19 protein-coding genes are annotated in these 18,146 nt (G+C 66.4%); 5 read left to right on the plus strand and 14 right to left on the minus strand.

Features of this window, described 5'->3' with window-relative positions; translation table 11 throughout:
• The first annotated feature begins 23 nt into the window (after positions 1-23).
• From CEY09_RS12990 to CEY09_RS13000, 3 genes are read left to right on the plus strand one after another with little or no spacing between them, the layout of a single operon-like run.
• On the plus strand, positions 24-404 hold the full coding sequence (locus CEY09_RS12990; protein ID WP_088588931.1) for an RNA-binding S4 domain-containing protein: 381 nt from the start codon (positions 24-26) through the stop codon (positions 402-404).
• A gap of 56 nt (positions 405-460) precedes the next feature.
• Entirely contained in the window at positions 461-820 is a 360-nt protein-coding gene (locus CEY09_RS12995; RefSeq protein WP_088588932.1) for a translation initiation factor Sui1, read from the plus strand.
• A 16-nt stretch (positions 821-836) separates the two neighbouring features.
• Entirely contained in the window at positions 837-1,190 is a 354-nt protein-coding gene (locus CEY09_RS13000) for a DOPA 4,5-dioxygenase family protein (RefSeq protein WP_088588933.1), read from the plus strand.
• Between the two features lie 4 nt (positions 1,191-1,194).
• Here CEY09_RS13000 and ppk2 read toward each other — a convergent pair whose 3' ends face one another.
• Positions 1,195-2,349, minus strand: a complete 1,155-nt coding sequence (ppk2, locus tag CEY09_RS13005) for a polyphosphate kinase 2 (protein WP_088588934.1) — start codon at positions 2,347-2,349, stop codon at positions 1,195-1,197.
• 196 nt (positions 2,350-2,545) lie between these two features.
• Between ppk2 and CEY09_RS13010 the strand changes: the two genes are divergently transcribed.
• Entirely contained in the window at positions 2,546-3,019 is a 474-nt protein-coding gene (locus tag CEY09_RS13010) for a hypothetical protein (RefSeq protein ID WP_088588935.1), read from the plus strand.
• On the opposite strand, the gene CEY09_RS13015 is transcribed toward CEY09_RS13010, so the two are convergent.
• The gene (locus tag CEY09_RS13015) at positions 2,994-4,184 is read right to left on the minus strand and encodes a trans-sulfuration enzyme family protein (RefSeq protein ID WP_088588936.1); all 1,191 of its coding nucleotides are present in this window, start codon (positions 4,182-4,184) and stop codon (positions 2,994-2,996) included. The two genes, CEY09_RS13010 and CEY09_RS13015, sit on opposite strands and share 26 nt — an antisense overlap.
• A 116-nt stretch (positions 4,185-4,300) precedes the next feature.
• Between CEY09_RS13015 and CEY09_RS13020 the strand changes: the two genes are divergently transcribed.
• The gene (locus tag CEY09_RS13020) at positions 4,301-5,086 is read left to right on the plus strand and encodes a hypothetical protein (protein WP_234818291.1); all 786 of its coding nucleotides are present in this window, start codon (positions 4,301-4,303) and stop codon (positions 5,084-5,086) included.
• 37 nt (positions 5,087-5,123) lie between these two features.
• Here CEY09_RS13020 and CEY09_RS13025 read toward each other — a convergent pair whose 3' ends face one another.
• From CEY09_RS13025 to CEY09_RS13080, 12 genes are all read right to left on the minus strand, one after another.
• Complete coding sequence (locus tag CEY09_RS13025) at positions 5,124-5,780, minus strand: methionine ABC transporter permease (RefSeq protein ID WP_088588938.1); 657 nt, start codon at positions 5,778-5,780, stop codon at positions 5,124-5,126.
• Positions 5,761-6,864: a methionine ABC transporter ATP-binding protein gene (locus CEY09_RS13030; RefSeq protein ID WP_088588939.1), complete on the minus strand. Its 1,104-nt coding sequence runs from the start codon at positions 6,862-6,864 to the stop codon at positions 5,761-5,763. The genes CEY09_RS13025 and CEY09_RS13030 overlap by 20 nt, the downstream gene beginning before the upstream one ends.
• 1 nt (position 6,865) lies before the next feature.
• On the minus strand, positions 6,866-7,627 hold the full coding sequence (locus CEY09_RS13035) for a MetQ/NlpA family ABC transporter substrate-binding protein (RefSeq protein ID WP_234818307.1): 762 nt from the start codon (positions 7,625-7,627) through the stop codon (positions 6,866-6,868).
• Between the two features lie 253 nt (positions 7,628-7,880).
• Complete coding sequence (locus tag CEY09_RS13040; RefSeq protein ID WP_234818292.1) at positions 7,881-8,306, minus strand: CopD family protein; 426 nt, start codon at positions 8,304-8,306, stop codon at positions 7,881-7,883.
• 92 nt (positions 8,307-8,398) lie between these two features.
• Entirely contained in the window at positions 8,399-9,292 is an 894-nt protein-coding gene (locus tag CEY09_RS13045; protein ID WP_167390072.1) for a DUF2242 domain-containing protein, read from the minus strand.
• A gap of 103 nt (positions 9,293-9,395) precedes the next feature.
• Complete coding sequence (locus CEY09_RS13050) at positions 9,396-10,382, minus strand: ABC transporter ATP-binding protein (protein ID WP_088588941.1); 987 nt, start codon at positions 10,380-10,382, stop codon at positions 9,396-9,398.
• Positions 10,379-11,437, minus strand: coding sequence for an ABC transporter ATP-binding protein (locus CEY09_RS13055; RefSeq protein ID WP_088588942.1), 1,059 nt, complete (start codon positions 11,435-11,437; stop codon positions 10,379-10,381). The genes CEY09_RS13050 and CEY09_RS13055 overlap by 4 nt, the downstream gene beginning before the upstream one ends.
• A complete protein-coding gene (locus CEY09_RS13060; RefSeq protein ID WP_088588943.1) occupies positions 11,434-12,330 on the minus strand; it encodes an ABC transporter permease in 897 nt (298 codons plus the stop codon). Before CEY09_RS13060 ends, CEY09_RS13055 begins: the two co-directional genes overlap by 4 nt.
• A gap of 4 nt (positions 12,331-12,334) precedes the next feature.
• Positions 12,335-13,288, minus strand: a complete 954-nt coding sequence (locus tag CEY09_RS13065) for an ABC transporter permease (protein ID WP_088588944.1) — start codon at positions 13,286-13,288, stop codon at positions 12,335-12,337.
• Positions 13,289-13,350: 62 nt separating this feature from the next.
• Positions 13,351-15,018, minus strand: coding sequence for an ABC transporter substrate-binding protein (locus CEY09_RS13070; RefSeq protein WP_006225739.1), 1,668 nt, complete (start codon positions 15,016-15,018; stop codon positions 13,351-13,353).
• Positions 15,019-15,212: 194 nt separating this feature from the next.
• Positions 15,213-16,487, minus strand: coding sequence for a Zn-dependent hydrolase (locus CEY09_RS13075; protein ID WP_088588945.1), 1,275 nt, complete (start codon positions 16,485-16,487; stop codon positions 15,213-15,215).
• A 174-nt stretch (positions 16,488-16,661) separates the two neighbouring features.
• Positions 16,662-18,038: a spinster family MFS transporter gene (locus CEY09_RS13080; RefSeq protein WP_088588946.1), complete on the minus strand. Its 1,377-nt coding sequence runs from the start codon at positions 18,036-18,038 to the stop codon at positions 16,662-16,664.
• Positions 18,039-18,146: the final 108 nt, after the last annotated feature.

Consider the following 18,146-nt stretch of genomic DNA (forward strand, 5'->3'; position numbering starts at 1 on the left):
GAATTGCGCTTAGGACAGCCAAAATGGACAAGATTCGACTCGACAAATGGCTTTGGGCCGCCCGCTTCTACAAGACGCGCAGCCTGGCCGTGCAGGAAATCGGCAAAGGCCGGGTCTTCGTGAACGACCAGGCCGCCAAGCCCTCGCGCGAAGTCGCCCCCGGTGATCGGGTCACCGTCCGCAAGGAAGACCCGGCGCTGCAGGTGCGCGTGGTTGCGGTGAGCGGCGTGCGCGGCCCCGCGCCGGTCGCCCGCCTGTTGTACGAGGAAACGCCGGAAAGCGTCGCGGCGCGCGAGCGCGCGGCCGAGATGCGGCGCCTGGCGCCGGAACCCGCCCTGGGGATCGAAACAGGCCGCCCGACCAAGCGCGACCGCCGGCTGATCGACCAGATGCGGGGCAAGTAAGGCGCGCCGGGCTGGCATAATCCGGCGCATATCCTTGAATTTCCGCAACGTCCATCATGAAACGCAGCTCAACCGGCGGCTTGGTCTATTCCACTGAAAGCGGCCGCATGTGCCCCGATTGCCGGCAGGCGCTGGCGCAATGCCAATGCAAGGCCGCCTCTGCCGTACCCGCTGGCGACGGCGTGGCCCGCGTATCCCGCGAAACCAAGGGCCGTGGCGGCAAGAGCGTGACCGTAGTCAGGGGGTTGGCGCTGGACCCGATCGCGCTGGGCGTGCTGGGCAAGCAGCTGCGCACCGCTTGCGGCTCGGGCGGAACGGTCAAGGACGGTGTGATCGAAGTCCAGGGCGACCACTGCGACCGCATCATCGATACCCTGATAAAAAGCGGCCATCGCGCCAAGCGCGCCGGTGGCTGAACCTGACGAGACCACCATGAACGATGTCGCCGTAAGCAGCGTCGCCAGTTGGCACGCCCATGTGTATTTCGACGGCGCCAGCCGTAATGCCGCGTTTGCGCTGCGCGAACGCGTGATCGCGCAGTTCGACGGCAAGATGGAAATGGGGCGCTTCCATGAGCGCCCCGTCGGCCCGCATCCGCAATGGAGCTACCAGATCGCATTTACCCCCGCGCACTTCGCCGAGATCTCGACCTGGCTGACCCTGAACCATGGCGCGCTGGATGTCTTCATGCATCCCAATACCGGCGATTCGCTGCGCGACCACCGCGACTGCGCGGTGTGGATCGGACGCAGCTACACGTTGAACCTGAAGGCGCTGGGCGCCTGAACGCCTACAGCGCCCGGCCCACGATCAGCGGGTCCAGCGCCATGCCGGCGTCGCCACTCTTGCCTTCGTACGGCAGGCGGCTCAGCACATAGCGCATCGCATTGAGCCGCGCGCGCTTCTTGCAGTCGGACTTGACCACGATCCACGGCGCGTCCGCGGTGTCGGTATGCGCGAACATCGCTTCCTTGGCGCGCGTGTAGTCGTCCCATTTGTCCAGCGAGGCCAGATCCACCGGGCTGAGCTTCCACTGCTTGAGCGGGTGCACCTTGCGTTGCAGGAAGCGGCGGCGCTGCTCTTCCTGGCTGACCGAGAACCAGAACTTGACCAGATGGATGCCGCTCGTGACCAGATGGCGTTCGAAGTCCGGCACCTGGCGCAGGAAGTCCAGATACTCCTGCTGCGAGCAAAAGCCCATCACGCGTTCCACGCCGGCACGGTTGTACCAGGACCGGTCGAACATCACGATCTCGCCCGCCGTGGGCAGATGCTGCACATAGCGCTGGAAATACCACTGGCCCCGCTCGGTGTCCGACGGCTTTTCCAGCGCGACCACGCGTGCGCCCCGCGGATTCAAGTGTTCCATCATGCGTTTGATGGTGCCGCCCTTGCCCGCGGCGTCGCGCCCTTCGAACAGGATCACCACCCGCTGGCCGGTCGCCTTGACCCAGGCCTGCAGCTTCAAGAGCTCGACCTGCAGTTGGTACTTCTGCTTTTCGTAATTGCGGCGCAGCATGCGGTGGCGATAGGGATAGATGCCCTCGCGCCAATCAGTCGCCAGTTCCTCGTCGGGATTGCGGCGGCTGCTCGGCCCCTGCGTGCTGGCATCCAGCAACGCGCGATGCACGGCGCGCGCATCGTCGGGCGACAGGTCTTCGATGACGGAACGCAAGGCTTCGTGGGCCTGCGCCTCGGGTCCGACGGTGTAGCGGCGCGCGATGTCGGATAGCACCGACACGGTTTCCTGGCGGGCGGCGTCTTCCCGGGCGGCCACGCGCTTGCGGGCCTGCACCACCGGTTCGATAGGCGGCGCCGCCGTCGGCTGCGCCCGGCGCGAACCCGTGCCGGCGCGGGTGCTGGCGGTACGCTTGGCGGCGGCCCCCGCGCGCTTGTTCGGCGTGGCGGCTACGGCTTGTTCGGCTTGCGGGGTCTTGTCTGTCATGAATCCTGTCCTTGCTGCGCTTGTCGTCTGGCCCACGCCGGCCGGCAGATCGCCGGCGGCCCCATCAGGCAAAGGCGAAACCCTACCGTGCGCGCCGAGGCGTGGATTTGACGAGAATCAAAGGTTGTAACATTTTTTACAGAATGCCGGCCCGGTACACTGCGCCATCTGTCTCCGATTCCGCCCCTTGCCTGTCATGTGGTCACGCCTCAAGCGCTTCCTGAACGGCCCACCGCCCCCTGAAGATCCCTTGCGCGAGACCGTGCACTTCGATGACGCCGGCCTCACCCGCGAAAGCGAACTGGCGCGCGCGATGGGCATCCAGGAGTTCTGGCCCTGGAGCGACATCCACGAATTCGGCTTCGTCTTCACGCAAGCGATGTACCCCGACCCCTGGTTCGGCGACTACATGGAAAGCTTGTGGTTCGTGCGCGTGCCTACCGACGGCGGTGGGCTGATGCGCATGGATCTGGACGAGCGCGTGCTGGACATCGATCACCTGCCGCCCGCCCTGCTGCGCAACCTGCCGGGGCTGGACATGGACGTGCTGCGCGCAGGGCGGGCAACCGCCGCCCGCGGCCTGCGTCATTTCGACGGGGCAGGCGAATGGGTCGCATGGCGGCGTGAGGCCTGCGCCCCGTCCCCTACACCCGATCCAGGCCCTGCTTGAGATCGGCCAGGATGTCCTCCGGCGTCTCCAGCCCGACGGACAGGCGCAGCAGCCCTTCGGACAAGCCGTACTTTTCGCGGTCTTCTGCCGAATAGCTGGCGTGCGTCATCGACGCGGGATGCTGGATCAGCGTTTCCGGGTCGCCCAGGCTGACGGCGATGCGCGCCAGTTTCAGGCTGTTCAACAGGGTCCGCCCCGCAGTGAGCCCGCCCTTGAGCTCGAAGGCCACCAGGCCGCCGCCGGACGCCTGCTGGCGGCGCGCGATCTCCGCGCCGGCGGTGCCTTCCAGGCCCGGATAGAACACGTCCGCCACGGCCCCGTGCTCGCGCAGCAGCTTGGCCACCTTCAAGGCAGATTCGCTATGGCGTTGCACCCGCAATTCCAGCGTCTTGATGCCACGCAGCACCAGGAAGGCCGTGAACGGCGACAAGGTCGCACCGGTGAAGTAGCGCAGCCCTTGCAGACGGATGGCGTCAATATGTTCCTTGCGGCCCACGACGGCGCCTGCCAACAGGTCGCCGTGGCCGCCCAGGTACTTCGTGGCGGAATGCAGCACGATGTCGGCGCCATGTTCCAGCGGGCGTTGCAGCACCGGCGTGGCGAAAGTGTTGTCCACGATGGTCAACAGGCCCTTGCCGCGCGCGATGGCGGACACGGCCGCGATATCGACCAGGCGCAGGTTCGGATTGGCCGGCGTTTCGAAATAGACGGCGCGCGTCTTGGGACCGATCGCCGCGGCAACCGTCTCGGGCCGCGTAAAGTCGGCGAAGACGGCATGGATGCCAAAGCGGCTCAACCCTTGCGTGAACAAGGTGAACGCGGTGCCGTAGACGATCTGGTCCACCACGATCTCGTCGCCGCTTTGCAGCAGCGAGAACAAGGTGGCGGAAATGGCTGCCATGCCGGATGCGGTCACAACGCCGGCTTCGGCCCCTTCCAGCGACGCCAGCCGTTCTTCCAGCAGCGCCTGCGTGGGGTTACGCGTGCGGCCATAGACATAGCCCTGCTTTTCACCCAGGCGGATCTGGTCGAAGGTCTCGATGCTGTCCTGGGTGTAGGTGGACGTCAGGTACAACGGCGGCGACAAAGCGCCCTGTTCCTCCAGCGGGTCGTACCCCAGGTGGATGGCGCGGGTGGCAAAGCCTTGCTGCGTGGTGTCGGACATAGCTGAACTCCTGTCATCGGATATTGCAAAGGCGTCACGCCCTCGCGGGAAAACTGCGTTACATTCAAAACCGTGTCCCCAATTTCTGGTGCGCCATGATTTCCCAGGACAAGCCTTTGCGATCCCCGCGTGCACGGTCTGGCTGGCTGCGCATTGCGCTGTTCGCCGGCCTGGTGGTGCTTGTGTCGGCCGTGGTGATCGGCCTGCGCAATGCCTGCGAACGCGAGCAGGAAAAAGTGGCCGCGGCCGAAATCCGCAAGGTCGCAGACACTTTGCAGCTGATGGTCACGAGCCCGGAAGGCGTGCCCGACGCCCTGCCGGTCATCGACCCCACGCCCAAGGCCACCGGCTTCTACGGCGAGCTGGAACGCATCATCAAGACCGTGGCCGGCGAGCGGCTGGCGCAGCACAAGGCCTACCTTCAAGACCTGAACGACATCGGCATGCCGCGGCTGCTGGACGCGCACCGGCTGGCCCGGGACACCGGCCTGGTGGAAAGCCGGATGATTCTTGAGCAGGCCGAGCGTCTGGTGCCGAAATACCAGCAGCAAAGCCTGCAGGTCTTGAAGGACATGCCCGCGACGATCCGTTCGCTGGCGATCCGCGAACCGGAAAAGCAGAAAATGCTGACGGGCCTGAACGCGTCGCTGGCGCGGCGCAGCGCCAGCCTTGCGCAGGTCTGGACGCTTGAAACGCGCATCCTGCAGGAGTTCGGCCAGATGATCACGTTGCTGGACGACAACCGCCAGCACTGGTACGCGGACCACGACGAACTGCTGTTCGACCGCGACGACGACCTGAACCGGTTCCGCCAGCACATGGCGGCGATCGGCAAGATGTCCGCCGAACAGGAACAACTGGGCAAGCAGCAATTGGCCAGCATCCTCTCGGCGCTGCCCTGACCCGATTTGTCCGCCCGCCCGCATCGCCGCCCCGTGCCTACCGCTTGTGGTCGGCCCGGCGCGACAGCCATTCACCGGTGAACTGCACGATCGACACCAGCGCGATCAGGATCACGATCACCTCGAACATCACGCGGGTTTCATAACGCTCGTAGCCGTAGCGGATCGCCAGGTCGCCCAAGCCGCCGGCGCCCACGGCGCCGGCCATGGCCGATGCGTTGATCATGGCGATGACGCTGACCGTCATGCCGCCGATGATGCCGGGTAAGGCCTCGGGCAACAGCACGTGGCGCACGATGTGCCAGCGCCGGCATCCCATCGCGCGCGCCGCCTCCACCAGCCCGTGATCCACATCGTTCAGACTGACCTGCGCGATCCGCGCAAAGAACGGCACCAGGTTGGCCGACAGCGGCACGATGGCCGCCCAGGTTCCCAACGTGGTGCCCACCAGGAAGCGCGTGAACGGCAGCATGGCCACCAGCAGGATGATGAAGGGGATAGCGCGGAACGTGTTCACCGTGATCGACAGCGCCTTGTTCAAGCGCGGCTTGGGGTACAGGTTGCCCGGCGCGGTCACCGTCAGCACCACGGCCAGCGCCAGGCCCGACACGATCGCGATGACGGCGGAGACGCTCACCATCGCCAGGGTCTGCAGGAACGCCTGCAGGTATTTATCAAGCATCGGCAGCGACATAACCCAGCACCTTGATCTGATCGGCCACCAGCGCGGCGCGCGCGGCCTCTTCCTGTAATGCGCCCGCGGGCACCGACACCAGCAGACTGCCCTGCGCATGGCCGCGCAACCGGTCCAGTCCACCATGCAGCAAGGTGGCGCCCGGCCCCATTGCCGCCAAGGCCTGCAGCGACACGCCGTCAGGCCGACCCTGCCCCGTGAAACGCAGCCGCAGCACGGCAACGCCATCGCGGCCCTGCAAGTCGGGCACCAGCCGGGCCGCCAGGTCCGCGGGCAGTTCGTGCTTCAAGGGGCGCAGGAGCGCGCGCGTGGCGTCCGCCTGCGGGTTGCCGAACACGCGCCAGACCTCTCCTTGCTCCACCTTGCGGCCGCCGTCCAGCACCAGCACCTGGTGGCAGACTTCGCGGATCACTGCCATGTCGTGCGTGATGAGCACCACCGTCAGCCCCAGCTTGCGGTTGATGTCCTGCAGCAGCGCCAGGATGGATTGCGTGGTCTCCGGGTCTAGCGCGGACGTAGCTTCATCGCACAACAGGATTTCCGGCTCATGCACCAGCGCGCGCGCGATGCCCACGCGCTGCTTCTGGCCACCTGACAGTTTGGACGGATAGACGTCCGCCTTGTCCCGCAACCCCACCATGTCCAGCAGGGCTTCAACACGCGCGCGCGCGGCGGCGGGCTTCACACCGGCCACGCGCAGCGGCAGCGCGACGTTTTCGGCCACCGTCTTGGCGGACAACAGATTGAAGTGCTGGAAGATCATGCCGATGCGGCGGCGCAGGCGCACCAGCCCGTCTTCGTCCAGTTGGCCCACGTCCACCCCGTCGACCAGCACGCGGCCGGCGGAGGGGCGTTCCAGCATGTTGATGGACCGCAGCAGCGTGGACTTGCCCGCGCCGCTACGCCCGATGATTCCGAAGACCTCGCCCCGCGCCACCGAGAACGACACATCAGACAGCGCCGCCACCGCGCCTTGCGGGCTTTGATAACGCTTTTGCAGCCCGTCGAAAACGATGTGGGCGTCCGGCCCAGCAGGCGACCCGGCCGCTACCGCCGGGCCGGGGTTGGAGAATTCGTGCTGCATCTCAGAAGACCGGGATCACAGAGCCTTCGTACTTGCTCAGGATGAACTGGCGGACTTCTTCAGAGTGGTAGGCCTTGATCAGCTCAGGCACCCACGGCGCGTTCTTGTCCTTTTCGCGCACGGCAATGATGTTCACGTAAGGATTGTTTTCCTTCTTCTCCACCGCAATGCCGTCGCGCGTGGCGATCAGGCCCGCCTGGTAGGCGAAGCTGTTGACGATGGCGGCGGTGTCCACGTCCGGCAGCGAACGCGCCAGCACGACCGAGGCGCTTTCAACGAAATTCAGCTTCTTGGGGTTGGAGGTCACATCGGCCAGCGTGGCGGTGCCGGTTGCCGGGTCAAATCCGTCCTTCAGCGTGATGAGACCCTGGTCGCGCAGGATCACCAGCGCGCGGGTCTGGTTGCTGGGGTCGTTCGGGATGCCGACGCGGGCGCCGTCCGGCAGCTCTTTCAGCGACTTGTACTTCTTGGAATAGAAGGCGATGGGCGAGATCAGCGTGTTCGCCACCGGCACCAGCTTGTAGCCGCGCTGCTTGATCTGGTCGTTCAGGAAAGGAATGTGCTGGAAGGCGTTGGCTTCCAGGTCGCCGTTGTTCAGCGCTTCGTTGGGGCTGGCGGTGCCCGTGATCACGACGGGTTCGACGGCCAGGCCGTTCTTCTTGGCCACCTGCGTCACCACTTCCCAGATCTGCTCGTCCACCCCGCCGCGCACGCCCACTTTCAGAGGCTTGGGATCCGCGGAGAACGCCGGGCCATGGAACATCGCGGCGGATGCCAGCACGGCGCCCAACAGCGTTTTGAGGACGAGACGCGTCCGCTTGACGGGCGGGGTGTTGCCCTGCGCGCTGCGCGCACCTAGAAAACGGGTAGTCATGATGGAATCGCCTCTAAGTCAATGCAGTTATGAGAGAGACGATTCTAGGGAGGGCCCCGACGGGCACGAACGAATACTTCGTTGAGTCCTTATTACGGGGATCTTTGGATATGGCCCGGCGGCATAAGCCGCCCGCAACACGTCAGAACGGTTTGACGACGACCAGCGTCACGATGACCGCGCAGGCGATGACGGTGAACGGCGCGTAGAGATCCACCGCCGGCGGCCGTTTCGGGCTGCCCTGCGCCATACGGCGCAACGCGGCGCTCTGGATGCCCAGCAGGGCGGACAAAGCCAGCGCGAAGCCGACCTTGATCCAGATCCAGTTCATCGCGAACCAGCCGAAGGTCATCGCCAGGTGCAGGCCGATCATCCAGGAGACGACCATCGCCGGCGTGGTCACCCACAGCGTCCACCGGCGCAAAGCACCCAGCATCTTGCGTTCTTTGGGCGCGTCATCGCCGTCTTGCGGCTGCGACGACAACAGGAACAGGGAGACGAACAGCGATCCGACGATCCAGGCGACGACGGCCGCTACATGGGCCATCTTGAGAAGTTGGTATGTCATGGCCGGCATTATCACCGCTGGCGTGCGGCCTGAGGCGCCGAAAGCCCGCGCCGGATTGCGCCAAGGCAAACCGGCGCGACGCGCGGACCGGGCTAGTTGCCGGACGCGGGCGCAGCGGGCGTTGCGGCGGGCGTCGCGCCAGGGGCCGGCGCCTGCACGGCCGGGGTGGCTGCGGACGGGGTTGCAGGCGTGGCGGCAGGCGCCGTGGCCGGTGCGGTCGCAGGCGCGGCAGTCCCCGCTTCCGAATTGCCCGACGCGGACGGCGTTGCCGCGTGATTCGGTTCCGCCGCGGGCGACGTCTTGTCGGCTGCCGCCGGGGTGCCGTTGGCGAGAGCCGGGTTCAGGGTGTCGGCCGGCGCGTCCGGCGTGACCGCCGGATCCGCCGGCGCCGCCTGCGGCTTGCCCGAGTTAGCGCGTGCACGAACCGGCGACGGCACATGCGGCGCAGCGGCGGCTTCGGCGTCCGGCAGGAAGCGCTGCAGCAGCTGGAAGAACCCTTCGTAGAACTTGGGCCGCGACACGGTCTGGCTGGCCGTCTTCACCAGCGAATCGTCGCTGGATCCGAACGGCATCGACACCTGCCCCAGCACGCTCACGCCTACGCTGGCGGAACTGCTGGTGCGCTTGATCGAATAGCGATCCTGCACGGCATTGGCGAATACCGTGGCGCGCTGGTTGGCGCTGCCGTCCGAGGCGCAATCGATGTTGAAATTGATCTGGGTATGCAGCCCGTCTTCACCCTGGAAATTCTTGTGTCCCGACACCCGCGCCGGATCGAACCGGTCGATGTTGTAGCCCTGGCTCAGCAAGGCGCGGCGGCCGGCGTCGCAGGCGGTGGTGCTGGCGGTGGGGAACGTGCGGGAAAACACGTCGTTCTGGGTGAAGTCCTCGCGTTCATAGGCCGGTTTAGGGGAGGTGCATCCCGCCAAAACGGCCGACAGGATGGCGAACAGAGGCAAAGCAACACGACGGGCAACGCAGGGCATAAGGGGTCCGGCTGGGAGCAACAGCAAGCATTATCGGCCAAGAATGAAAATCCATATCAGGGACAGATTGCGCCGGTGATAGGTTGAAACAGGTTTGCCGCCGCTACTGGGTCTCGGCCACCCGGATGCACCGTACCTCGTGCCCCGGCGCCACGGGCTCGATATCGGGCACCGCCGCCTGGCAGCGGGGCTGCGCCAAGCTGCAACGCGGCGCGAACGAACAGCCGGGCGGCAAGGCAGCCAGGTCAGGCGGGGAGCCCGGGATGGTTTCAAGTCGTTGCCCTTTGCGCATCGCGCCGTGCGCCCTGCCCTTCAGCAAAGCCAGGGTGTAGGGGTGGCGCGGTGCACGCAACAGGTCGGCGACCGTGCCTTGCTCGACGATCCGGCCGCCATACATGACGGCGACGCGGTCCGCGATTTCGGCGGCCGCGCCGATGTCATGGGTCACGAAGACGATGGACAGGCCCAGTTCGCGCTGCAGTTCGCGCAACAGCAGCAGAATCTGGATCTGGACGGTGGCGTCCAGCGCGGTCGTGGGCTCATCGGCCAGCAGCACCTTGGGATTGCAGGACAGGGCCAGCGCGATCATCGCGCGCTGGCGCATGCCGCCGGACATCTCGTGCGGATAGGCCTGCAGGCGGCGCTCCGGGCTGGGGATGCGCACCCGTTCGAACAACGACAAGGCCTGCGCACGCGCTTCGGCAGCCGTCTTGCCCGTATGCCGGCGCACCATTTCTTCGATCTGGCGGCCCACGGTGTAAACCGGATCCAGCGCCAGCAGCGGTTCCTGGAACACCATGGACACCACCGGCCCGCGCATGTCCGCCAGTTCGCGCGAGTTCATCGCCAGCACGTCGCGCCCGTCCACCTGCATCTCGCCGCGGATGCGCGTGCGGCGCGGGGGATGCAGCCGCATCAGCGCGCGCAACGTCACGCTTTTGCCCGAGCCCGATTCGCCGATCAGCGCCACGGCCTCGCCGCGCCCGACTTCCAGGTTCACGCCATTGAGCGCATGCACGGTCTTTGCGCCGGCCTGGAAAGCGACTTCCAGGTTGTGGATACGGACGAGCGGTTGCGGGGCGGACGTCATGCCAGCGCTCCTGAGGCGGCGTAGCCGGAATCGGGTTGATGGATCAGGCAGCGCACCGCGTGGCCGTCGCCCTGCCGCGTCAGGTCGGGCGCCTGCTGCGCACAGACGGCGCGCGCCTGGGCGCAGCGCGTATGGAAGCGGCAACCCGAGGGAGGATCGATGGGGTTGGGCGGGTCGCCTGACAAGGGCGCGGATTCGGTGCGCTGCCCCGGCTCCATCGACGGCATGGATCTCAGCAAAGCTTGCGTATAGGGGTGACGCGGCGCGTCGAACACTTGATCCACGGGGCCGAGTTCGACGACTTCGCCCAGGTACATGACCATCACGCGGTCAGAGATGTACCGCACCACATTCAGGTCGTGGCTGATGAACATGTACGTCAGCCCGAAATCGTCCTTCAGGTCCAGCAGCAGGTTCAGTACCTGCGCCTCGACGGACTTGTCCAGCGCAGAGACCGCTTCATCCAGGATGACGAGACGCGGATGGAGCGCCAGCGCACGCGCGATGTTCACGCGCTGGCGCTGGCCGCCGGACAGTTCGTGCGGATAGCGGCCGGCGAAGCGCTGCGGCTCCAGCCCCACGCGCCCCAGCAGTCCGCGCGCCACCGCAATGGCGTCGTTCCTGGGCGTGCCGTGCACCAGCGGGCCGAAGGCGACCGAATCTTCGATGGTCATGCGCGGGTTCAACGACGAATAGCTGTCCTGGAACACCATCTGCGTCTGGCGGCGAAATTCGCGTAGCGCCAGTGCCCGCGAGCCGACCGCCATGCCGTCAAAGACCAATTCGCCGCGATCCTGAGCGATCAGCTGCATCACGAGCCGCGCGGTGGTGGACTTGCCGCAGCCCGACTCCCCCACCACGCCCAGGGTTTCGCCCTTCTTCACGTCAAAGTCGACGCCATCCACCGCACGTACGGCGTTGCCGCCCCGCTTGCGCGACAGCGGGTCCCGCTTCAGCGGAAAGTGCTTGACCAGCCCACGCACGCTCAGCAGCGGCTGGGCCGGCCCGCCCACATCGCCGTGTGCGGCGCGTGCCGTCTCGATCAGTGCGCTCATTCCTTGACCTCCATGGCGGACCGCAGTCCGTCGGACAGCAGGTTGAATGACATGGACGTGATGAAGATCATCACGCCGGGCAACGCCGCCACCCAGGGCTGGGTGTAGATGGCGGTGCGCAGCGTGTTGAGCATCAGCCCCCATTCGGGTTCCGGCGGCCGCACGCCCAGGCCCAGGAACGACAGGCCCGAGGCCAGGATCATGGACACCGAGATCAGGCTGGTGGAATACACGAAGATCGGACCCAGCACGTTGGACAGCACGTGCGCCCGCACGATCGTGAAGGGCGAGGCGCCCGACGCCCGCGCCGCATCGACGTAGTCGCTGCGCCGTACCTGCGCGGTGACGCTTTCGGCCACGCGCACCACCTGCGGGATGAAGACGACGGTCAGCGACACGATGGCGTTGAAGATGCCCGCCCCCAGCGTGCCGGACAACGCGATCGCCAGCAGCACGGACGGAAACGCGTAGAACACGTCCACCACCCGCATGATCAGCGTGCTGGTCCAGCCGCCCGCGTAGCCCGCCAGGATGCCGATGGCGCTGCCCACCACGAAGGCCGCGATCACCGGGACGATGCCCATGAACAACGAGAGGCGCGCGCCCAGCATCAGGCGCGACAGCATGTCGCGCCCCAGTTCGTCGGCGCCCAGCGGATAGCCTTCGCTGCCGATGGGCCGCAAGCGCTTGAGCATGGACGCCTGGAAGGGGTCCGCCGGCGAGATCCAGGGCGCCAGGATCGCCAGGACGATCAGCGCCAGGATGACGGCGCCGGCGGCCAGCGCCACCGGATCGCGCCGCAGGCGGCGCAGCACGTTGGACCAGTAACCGGGCGACCGCGCCACCGGCGCCACGGCCGGGGCGGCCGCCAGGCTTGCAAGGGAATCGGTCATACGATCAGCTCCTTTCGATACGCGGGTCGAACAGGCCTTGCAGGATGTCGACGGCCATATTCAAGACCACGAAGAACAGCGCCAGCACCAGGATCGTGCCCTGCAGCAGCGGCAGGTCGCGCTGGAAGATGGCGGCATTGAGCAGAAAGCCCGTGCCCGGCCAGGAAAAGACGGTTTCGATCAGGATGGAGCCGCCCAGCAGGTAACCCAGCTGCAGGCCCATCACGGCCAGCGCGGTGGGCGCGCAGTTCTTGGCCACGTGCAGGAAGACGCCCAGGTCGGTCAGCCCGCGCGCGCGCAGCCCCACCACGAATTCCTGCGACAAGGTCTCGGCCACCAGCGCGCGCACCGTGCGAGCGATGATGCCCATCGGGATCACCGACATGGTCACGGCGGGCAGGATCATGTGGCGGAAATGCGCCCAGTCCGCCACCCACTCCCCCGAACCGCCCGGGCCCGCGCCGGTAGGCGGCAGCCACATCAGTTGGGTCGAGAACACGATGACCAGCACCATGCCCAGCCAATAGTGCGGCACGCTGACGCCGACGACGGACACGAACGAGGCGACGCGGTCCATCGGCGAGTTGCGGTAATAGCCGCCCACGAACCCCAGGAACGCTCCCACGACGAAACCCAGCATCGTCGCCAGACAGGCCAGCCGCAGCGTATTGCCCACGGCGTTCAGCACTTCGGCGGCGACGGGGCGACCGGTGGCGATCGAGGTGCCCAGATCGCCATGCAGCGCGCGCCACAGCCAGCCCGCGAACTGCTCGACGAGCGGACGATCGAAGCCGTAGAGCTGCATCAGTTGCCGCTGCAGGTCGGCGGACGCGTCGGGCGGCAGGATGGATACCAGCGGATCGCCGGGCGCCAGGTGGATCAACAGGAAACAGAGCAGCGCGACCCCCACCATGATGGGCAGGGCGTACACCACGCGCCGGAAAATGTAAGACAGCATAGGCGTCACCGGCTAGTGCGGGAAGGACGCCACGCCGGGCGCCGTCCTTCCCGCGTTCAGGGTCAATCCATCGACATCGTGGCGATATCGATGAACCAGCTCTTGGGCTGCACCACGCCCTTGACCTTCGGCGACATGGCCCGCGGGCCGACGTCATGCGCAATCCAGACGAACGGCGCCTCTTCGACCACGCGCGCATGCAGCTTGGCGAGCGCGGCGTCGCGTTCCGTGGGCGTGAAGGTCGTGCGCGCGTCCTTGATCAAACCGTCGATCTCGGCGTTGCCGAAATAGCCCCAGTTGTTCGACGTGGGCGGGAAAGTCTTGGTGCTGACGAAGCGCACGATGGCGAAGAACGGATCCATGGCCGCGAAGCTGACGTTGATGGCGTCGCTGCCGTTGGCCGACGGGTCCTTGGCGCCCTTGCGCCAGTTGGTGAACAGCGTGTTCCACTCCACTACGTCGAAGCTCACGTCGAAGTAGCAGTCTTTCAGGTTCTGCTGCACGAACTCGTTCATGGGCAGGGGCTGCATCTGGCCCGAGCCCGAGGCCGAGGTCTGCACCTTGACCTTCACGGGCTTGGCCTTGGAGTACCCCGCTTCAGCCATCAGCTTGCGGGCGGCGTCCGGGTCGTACCTGATGTCGAACTTGGGGTTGCCCCACCAGGGATGGCCCGGCGGCACCGTGCCCTTGGGCTCGGCCATCATGCCGCCCAACAGCTGCTTCAGTTCGCCCCGGTTCACGCACAGGTTGGCGGCCTGGCGCACACGCTGGTCCAACCACGGAGACCCTTCCTTGAACGACAGTTGCCACGGCCACACGTGCGGCTGCTCATTGGAATAAATGACGAAACCCCGAGCCTTGATCGCGTCGAACGCGTCGGGCGCGGGCGCCTCGATCCAATCGACCTGACCGGACATCAGCGCGGCCGTGCGCGAGTTGGCTTCGGGCAGCGGCAGCATCACCACGCGGTCGATCTTCGGCCGGCGCTTCTCGTCCCAATACCCGTCGTACTTCACGACTTCCAGCCTTTCGCGCGGCACGAACTTGGCCATCTTGAAGGGGCCGGTACCTGCGGCGTCGGCCGCAAACGCGGCCCAGGCCTTCTGCGAGCGCTCGGCAGCGTCCGTCACCGACGCCGGAACCGCGGCCAGCTTCTTCTGCCATTGCGCAGGCGACGCCATGTACAGGTTGGTCAGGTTGATCGGCAGGAACGAATCGGGCTCCGACGTGGTCAGCTCCACCGTCAGGTCGTCGATTTTCCGGGCAGACACCAGCGTCGGCATGCGCGATGCCGTCACGCCCACCTGGCTGGGATCGAACTGCGGCGCGCTCTTGTCGAGCACCTTGCCCACGTTCCACACCACCGCGTCCGCATTGAAGTCCGATCCGTCATGGAACTTCACGCCTGGGCGCAGCTTGAACACCCACTTGGTCTTATCGGCGGCATCCACGTCCCAGGACAGGGCCAGACCGGGAATCAGCACACTGGGGCCGTCCTGCTTGGACAGGTCCCACTGGGTCAGGCCGTCGTACATCGGAATACCGGTGAAGCGGTTGCCCTCGAACCCCTGGTCAGGCTGGCCCAGCGTGCGCGGGATGTCCCCCGCCGTCATGCCGATGCGCAGCACCTTTTCGGCATGCGCCGTGGCCGGCGAGAAGGCGGTGGCGCCCGCTGCCGTCAGCGCGAGCGCAGCGGCCAGGGATTTGATGCGGATACTCCGTGTCTGCATTGTGGTTCTCCAGGTACACGTGCACAGAGTTAGTACACAGAATTTGTATAAGCAAGTTCTGTGCCATGTGCAGGGCATCGGAGCGCCCGGGGCAGGCCCCGGTAAATGCAGTCAGGAACGGCGTGGGCCCGTGGCCGGCGGCACCACGTCAGCGCAGCGTGCGCCGCCGTGGTGCGGGCATGCGCGTCAGCGGATCATGCCGCCACGCCGGCTTGCGCCAGCATGGCGCGCAGCAGGACATTGCATCCCGCCTCCAGGTGCTCGGGGCGCGCGTCCTCGATCTCGTTGTGGCTGATGCCGTCCTTGCAGGGCACGAAGATCATCGCGGCGGGCGCCACGCGCGCCAGGTACACGGCGTCATGCCCTGCCCCGCTGACCACGTCCATGGCCGACAGCGACAAGGACTTGGCGCCTTCGCGCACCGAATCCACCAACGCGGAAGCGAAAGGCTGCGGCGCGAAGTACACCACTTGCTCCACCTGGGCGGCAACGCCCCGGGCCGCCGCCGCGGCATCCACCGCTGCACGCAACGCGGCGTCCATGGCGGACAGCGTGGCGTCGTCGGCCGCGCGCAAGTCCACCGTCATGCGCACGCGGCCGGGTATGACATTGCGGGAATTCGGAAACACGTCCATCCAGCCCACGGTGCCGCGCGCATCCGGCGCGTGCGCCAGCGCGATCTCGTTCACGGCCAGCACTAGGTCGGATGCGGCCAGCAAGGCGTCGCGGCGCAGCGGCATGGGCGTGGGGCCCGCATGTGCTTCCACGCCTGTCAGCACCACGTCGTACCAGCGCTGACCCAGGGCGGCCGTCACCACGCCGATCACGGTATCGGCCGCTTCCAGCACCGGGCCTTGCTCGATATGCGCCTCGAAGTACGCGCCCACGCCGTCCGGCTGCGCCGGCGGCACGGCGGCGTCGCCGTCGTAGCGGATGTCGCTCAAGGCCTGGCGCACGCTCACACCATCCCGGTCCTGTTGCGACAGCGCGTGCTCCAGCGTGAAGGCGCCGGCATACACGCCAGAGCCCATCATCACCGGCACAAAGCGCGACCCCTCTTCATTGGTCCATACCGCCAGTTCCAGCGGCGCCTCGGTCTGCACCCCGGCGTCGTTCAGCGTGCGCAGCACCTCCAGGCCAGCCAGCACGCCGTAATTCCCGTCGAATTTTCCGCCGGTGGGTTGGGTGTCGATATGGCTGCCCGTCATGACCACGGGCAGGCGATTGTCGCGCCCCGGCCGGCGCGCGAAGATATTGCCGATGGCGTCGACGCGCACCTCACAGCCGGCGTCCATCGCCCAATTGACGAACAGGTCCCGGCCCTGCCGGTCCAGGTCGGTCAGCGCCAGCCGGCACACGCCCCCTTTCTCGGTGCCGCCGATGCGGGCCAGGTCCATCAAGGATTGCCATAAGCGCGCGCCATCCACGCGCAGGTCGGCCAGGGTGGGGGTTGCAGAGGCAAGCGTCATGGGAGTTCCTGTTCAGGGGACGGCCGCGGCATGCGGCATCGGTACGGGCCATTCTTGACTGTGTACCAGCGCCCTGCAAATACACAATCGCATCGCGCCGGCCTCACTGTACAGGTCGTTGCCGTCCGCCTGTACAGGTCGCGTGCGGCCCCCATGCCCTGCCTTCCTATCCGTTCAGGGCATCACCTGCGCAGGCCGCAAGGCCGCCTGCGTGCTGTCCTCCAACGCCAGGCTGCGCCGGTAGCGGGCGCACCCCGCGGCCAGCAACACGATGCACAGCACCGTCGCGCCGCCCACCAGGATGGAGAGCGACTGCCCCACCGCCGCCGGCTGCTTGAACAGGCGGTCGGTCAGCAACGCGACTGCCGTGGTTCCCAGCCCCAGGCCGATCAGGTTCGAGATCAGCAGGAACAGGGCCGACACCTGCGCGCGGATCTGATTGGGCGGCAGGATCTGCATGGCCGCCGTGGACGTCGGCATGGGAAACGATGCGAAGAACATCGCGGGCAGCAGCAGACCCACCGACAGCCACAGGCTGTCCACCTGCGTGAAGGCCACCGCCGGCAAGGCCATGCCGACCGCGCCGATCACGCCGGCGCGCAGGGGCGCATCGCTGTAGCCGCGCTTGGCCAGCCAGTCCATCAGCCAGCCACCGCAGAACACGCCCGCGGTATTGGCTACCAGCACCGCCACGCCCAGCATGTAGCCCACCTCCACCGGCGACATGCCGAACTTCCGTATGTAGAACGCGGGCGTCCAGCCCAGCAGCGCAAACAGCACCATGGCGTAGAACGAAAAGCCCAGGTAATGGCAGAAGAACGTGCCCCGGTGCCGGCCCAGGAAGCGGACGGTGTCGAGCAACGTGGGCTTTTGCGCCTGGCCCTCGGCATTGCGGCGCAGGCCCAGCCGCTGCGGATCGCGCACCGTCAACAGGATCAGCAGCGCCACCAGCAGGCCGGGCAAGCCCACGATGAAGAACGTGACCTGCCAGGGCCGCATCGCACCGATCCACGGCACCACCACCGTGTCCACGCTTTTCAGCAGGTCGATGACATAGCCGCCAATCAGAAAGGCCATACCGCCGCCGATGAACGACCCGATCGAATAGATGCCCACCGCACGCCCCAGCTTTTCACGCGGGAACATGTCGCTAAGCATGGAATAGGTGGCGGGCGACAAGGCGGCTTCGCCCACGCCCACGCCGATGCGCGCCAGGAACATCTGCGCGAAATTGCGCGACAGCCCACAGGCGGCCGTGGCCAGGCTCCAGAACGCCACCCCGATCGCGATGATCTTCGGCCGCGAATAGCGGTCGGCCAGCAAGGCGATCGGAATGCCCATGAAGGCGTAGAACAGGGAAAAGGCCAGGCCGTGCAGCAGACTGAATTGCGTGTCGGAGAGCTGCAGATCGTGCTTGATCGGTTCGATCATCAGCGCCAGGATCTGTCTGTCGACGAAGGAAAATATGTACGCTAGCATGCATATCACGACGACGTACCACTCGTAGGCGTAGCTTCGTCTTGTCCCTTGCTGCCGGGTGGCGTCAGTCATGTTTTTCCCTTGGAGTGTGCCGGGATCGGGCTGCGTCCCGTTTGTCCATCTGTTGTAGGTCTTTGCGCAATCGGACTCTATACGCCGGACGCAACGACTGTTCCCACC

Source organism: Achromobacter marplatensis (genome assembly GCF_002209535.1).
GTDB lineage: Bacteria > Pseudomonadota > Gammaproteobacteria > Burkholderiales > Burkholderiaceae_B > Achromobacter > Achromobacter marplatensis.